The organism is Sutterella parvirubra YIT 11816 (assembly GCF_000250875.1).
Lineage (GTDB): Bacteria > Pseudomonadota > Gammaproteobacteria > Burkholderiales > Burkholderiaceae_F > Sutterella > Sutterella parvirubra.
In genome coordinates, this window is the sequence record NZ_JH604942.1 from 16059 (window position 1) to 20699 (window position 4641).

Sequence of the window (4641 nt, forward strand, 5' to 3'; positions counted from 1 at the left end):
CGCTGAAGGGCCGGATTTCGCCCACGATCGTCCGGATCGGCTGCGAACCCCTCGGGCTCTTCAAGGGCGCGCCCTGGTGGTACGCGCCCGAAAAGCCCATGCGCTTCACGTTCGAAGTCGTGGGGGTACTCCCCGTCGAACCGTTCCTTCCCGGCTACGCCCAGTGCCCGCCGAAGGCCGTGCGCGCGTTGGCCCGCAGCGTTTACAATTCGATTTTTCTCCACTACCCGCACGTGTCGACGCCCGAAGCCGTCGACGATCCGCAAAATGGACAACCTCAAAGCCGAGCTCAAAGCGCTTCTGATCGACGCGCTCAATCTTGAAGACGTGACCCCCGAAGACATCGCCGACGACATGCCGCTCTTCTCCGACGAGGGTCTCGGCCTCGACAGCGTCGACGGCCTCGAACTCGGCCTCGCCCTCAAGAAGAAGTACGGCGTGGTCCTCTCGGCCGACGCTGAAGACTCCCGCCGCTGGTTCACGTCGATCGACACGCTCGCCCAGTGCGTGCGCGAATTGGGCAAGAAGGCCTGAGGAGTCCGCCCCATGACCACCCAAATGACGAACGACGAGATTTTTGAAAAGCTCCGCGACGTGCTCTCCGAGTCCTTTGAGCTCGAGCGCGACGGCATCACCCGCGAATCCCGCCTGATGGAAGACCTCGAGATCGACAGCATCGACGCGATCGACCTCCTGGTGCAGCTGCGCCCGATGTTGGGCAACGCCCAGATCGACCCGAAGTACTTCCGCGACATGCGCACCGTGGGCGACGTCGCCGACGGTCTTGAAAAGCTGATGAAGGGCGGCGCCGCCGAATAAGGCGCACCGGTCCCTTTGCCCCGATGCTCCGACGCCTCATCGCCGTACTCCTCACGCTCGCCTATCCCTTTGCGGTGCTGTGGGGGCTGCGCGCCTGGGGCGTCGTTTTTCTCTCCGCCGCGGTGCTTCTCTTCGGCGCCGCCAACTGGCTCCTCACCCGGACGAAGACCTCCGCGGCCGTCTTCGGCGTTTCGGCCGCGCTCTCCGGCGCCGCGCTTCTGTTGGAGGACGGCGCCGTTCTGAAGCTCTACCCGGTCTTCGTGAACCTCCTGATGCTCTCGATCTTCGGCGCGTCCTTGACGCAGCCCGAATCCTTCATCGAGCGGCTCGCCCGTCTCAAAACGCCCGACCTTCCGCCCGAAGCGGTACGCTATACCCGCCGCCTCACGATGGTCTGGTGCGCCTTCTTCGTCGCGAACGGCGGCGCCGCGCTCTGGACCGTCTGGTCGGGCGACGACGTCCTCTGGGCGCTCTACAACGGCTTCGTGAGCTACCTTCTGATCGGCGCCCTCATGGGCGGCGAGTGGCTCTACCGACGCTTCGTTCTCAAGGTTTGAACAATGGATCTTCTGCGACACCTCCAGGGCCGCCCTCAGGACGACATCCTCGCCGAGACGCCCTCCGGACCGATGACGGTCGGGGCCTTTTTGACGGAAGCCGCCCGGTGGTCCCGCGCCTTCCGGCGCGCGGGCGAACCCCGCGCCGTGCTCTTCGCGGAGTGCCGCACGCGCTTCGCCGCCGCGATGCTGGGCGCCTGGGCGGCGGGCGTGCGCACGATCCTCCCGACCGACATGACGGCCTACACGCAGGAGAAGTTGAAGGGCGCCGGGACGCTCTTCGTCTTCAACGCGGGCGCCGGGTTTGAGCCGACGGCGGAGGACGCTCCGGAAGAAGGCGACGTTCTGCGGTTGGCGCTCCCCATGGAGGCCGAGCTCGCGGAACTCTTCACCTCAGGTTCCACCGGCGAGCCCACCCGCATCGTGAAGCGCCTCGACCGCGTCCTGGACGCGATCGACCAATTGGACCGCGATTTCCCCGAACCGTTCCCGTCGGACGCGCTCGTTTGGTCGACGGTTTCGCACCAACACATCTACGGCTACCTCTGGGCGCTCCTCTGGCCCCTGGCCCGCGGCATGCGGATCACGGACGAGCGGCTGATGTTCCCCGAGACGATCGAAGCCGCGCTCGCCTCCTCCCCCAACGCGATCCTGATCACGAGTCCCGCGCACCTCAAGCGCCTCCCCGAGATGCTCGACTGGTCGAAGGCGCGGGGGAATCTTTTGGGGCTCGTGAGCTCGGGCGGACCGTTGCCTGTCGACGGGCTGCAGCTCTCCCACCGGATCTTCGGAAAAACGCCCTTTGAGATTTTGGGGAGCACGGAATTGGACGGCATCGCCTGGCGTCAGCGCAAGGTGTTGGACGCCGCGGAAGGCGAAGATCCGGTCGATCCCGTCGATCCCGTTTCGGCCCGCTGGCGCCCGATGCCCGACACCGAAATCCGCGCGGGCGAGGACGGCGTCCTCGCCGTGCGCTCGCCCCGCTTGGCCCCCGCGCAATGGTTCCGCGGCGACGACCGCATCAGGTTCGACGCGGACGGTCGCTTCGAACTCTTGGGCCGCGTCGACCGGATCGCGAAGATCGAAGAAAAGCGCGTGAGTCTGACGGCCCTCGAAGCCGAGGCCGTCGCGTCGGGTCTGCTCGAGACCGCGAAGGCCTTCCAGCTCCCCGACGACGCGAAGACCCTGGCGCTCGTGGGCGTCCCCACGGACGCCGGCCGCAGGATGCTCGAGACCGAAGGAAAGCTCGCGCTCGTGCGCGCCCTGAAGGCGAAGCTCAACGCGCGCTTTGAGAAGGTCGTGCAGCCCCGCCGCTGGCGCTTCGAACCGGTGATGCCGGCGGACGCCCGCGGGAAATGCACGATTGAAGGGATGACCGCGCTCTTCGACGAACGGCGCTTTGAGCCCGTCGCCTGGACGACGGGTCACAACCGCCTCGAGATGGTCTTTGAGATCGGGCGCGAGAACATCCACTTCAAGGGCCACTTCCCCGAATTCGCCATTCTTCCGGGCGTGGCGCAGCTCCATCTCGCCGTCGTCACGGCGCAGCGCTATCTCGGCGTCCCCGCAGCCGTCCGGTCGGTGACGAAGCTCAAATTCACCGCGATGGTGCTCCCGGGCGCGCGCGTGCGCCTCGCGCTCGCCTTCAACCCGGAGGCCCGCACGCTCGACTTCACGATCACGGACGACCGGAACGCCGACGTGACGTATTCGTCGGGGAAACTCGCTGTCGGCGACGACGGCGCCGACCAGTAAGGCGGCAAAGCGCGCCGGAGCCCCGTCATGCGTCTTCTCTTTCTCGTCCCCGTCTACAACCACCCGCTCAAGATCGGCCGGGTGGCCGCCAACTGCCTCGCGCACGGCTTCGACGTGCTTCTCGTCGACGACGGGAGCAACGAGGAGACGAAGCGCGCGATCGCCGAGGCGGCGAAGCGCTCGCCCGACGTCCACGTGCTGACGCTCCCCGAGAACGGCGGCAAAGGCGCCGCCGTTTTGGCGGGCTTCCGTTGGGCGATCGAGCGCGGCTACACCCATGCGTTCCAGTTGGACGCGGACCTCCAGCAGGACCCGGCCGCGATCGCGCCCTTCATCGCGAAGGCCACAGAGCGGCCCGCGCACGTGATCTGCGGCTACCCCGTCTACAACAGTTCCGTCCCGCGCGCCCGCAAGTGGGGCCGGAACGTCACGCACTTCTGGGTGGCGGTGAACACGTTGTCCTTCGCCATCCGCGATTCGCTCTGCGGGTTCCGGATCTATCCTCTCGACGCCGTCGCCGCGTGGTTGGCGACCTCGCCCACCGTGGGTCTGCGCATGGACTTCGACACCGACGTCGTCGTGCAGCTCTACCGCCGCGGCGTCGACGTGACGAACCTTCCCGTCGGGGTCGACTACCCCGAGGACGGCATCAGCCACTTCCACGGGATCGAGAACTGGCGCATCAGCAAGATGCACGCCCGGAACTTCATCACGATGCTTCCGCAGATCCCGAAGCTCGTCATGAGGCACTTCCGTTGAAGAACGCCAAGCACTGGTCCGAAGAAGAGGAATGCACGTCGCCCTTGGGCGTGCGGATCCTCTACGGCCTCTACCGGACGTTGGGGCGCCTCCCCTTTTGGTTCGTGACCGTCTGGGTGGTGCTCTGGTTCCGCCTGGCCGACGCCCGGGCGCGGGAGACGAGCATGGCGTACCTCCAGCATGCGCACGCGTACGGTTTGATCCCCAAGGCGCCCACCCGTTGGACGAGCTTTCTCCACACCTTCCAGTTCGCGGACACCATCCTCGACAAATTCGTCGCGCTCTGGGGCGACGGCTCCGCGCCGAAGCTCACGATCGAAGACGACCAACTCGTCTTCGACGCGATCAAAGGGGGCCGCGGCTGCGTGATTCTGTGCTCGCACATGGGCTGCACCGAGGCGCTCATGCACCACGGGAGCGCCTGGGGCGAGCGGCCCATCATCGCGCTCGTCCACACGGCGAACACGAAGCGCTTCAACGAGACGATCCGCCGCTCAGGCTCCCTCAAAAACCTCACCTTCATGGAGGTGGAGAAGCTCCGCGACCCGGCGAGCGTCTACGCCTTGGACGAAGCGGTGGAAAACGGCGCGCTCGTCTTCATCGCGGGAGACCGCACGCCCGTTCACGGCGACTCGCACGCCGTCTGTCCCCTGCACTTTCTGGGGCGCGAGGCGTGGTTCCCGTCGGGGGGCGTCATGCTCGCGAACCTCTTTCACGCGCCGCTTCTCACGATGACGAGCTGGCGCGAGGA

At 66.6% G+C, this 4641-nt stretch carries 6 protein-coding genes; all 6 read left to right on the top strand.

From position 1 onward, the window contains the following. Positions 1–258: 258 nt before the first annotated feature. Positions 259–534 carry a phosphopantetheine-binding protein gene (locus HMPREF9440_RS04345; protein WP_262361551.1) on the top strand — a complete coding sequence of 92 codons (276 nt, stop codon included), beginning with the start codon at positions 259–261 and terminating at the stop codon, positions 532–534. Positions 535–546: 12 nt separating this feature from the next. After that, entirely contained in the window at positions 547–819 is a 273-nt protein-coding gene (locus tag HMPREF9440_RS04350) for an acyl carrier protein (RefSeq protein WP_008541852.1), read from the top strand. A 23-nt stretch (positions 820–842) separates the two neighbouring features. After that, a complete protein-coding gene (locus HMPREF9440_RS04355) occupies positions 843–1376 on the top strand; it encodes a COG4648 family protein (protein ID WP_008541853.1) in 534 nt (177 codons plus the stop codon). Positions 1377–1379: 3 nt separating this feature from the next. After that, on the top strand, positions 1380–3131 hold the full coding sequence (locus HMPREF9440_RS04360; protein ID WP_008541854.1) for an ApeI family dehydratase: 1752 nt from the start codon (positions 1380–1382) through the stop codon (positions 3129–3131). 27 nt (positions 3132–3158) lie between these two features. Further along, on the top strand, positions 3159–3890 hold the full coding sequence (locus tag HMPREF9440_RS04365) for a glycosyltransferase family 2 protein (RefSeq protein WP_008541855.1): 732 nt from the start codon (positions 3159–3161) through the stop codon (positions 3888–3890). Beyond that, positions 3887–4641: hypothetical protein (locus HMPREF9440_RS04370; RefSeq protein ID WP_172634280.1), on the top strand; the 755-nt coding region annotated here is incomplete at its 3' end. The genes HMPREF9440_RS04365 and HMPREF9440_RS04370, both read left to right, overlap by 4 nt.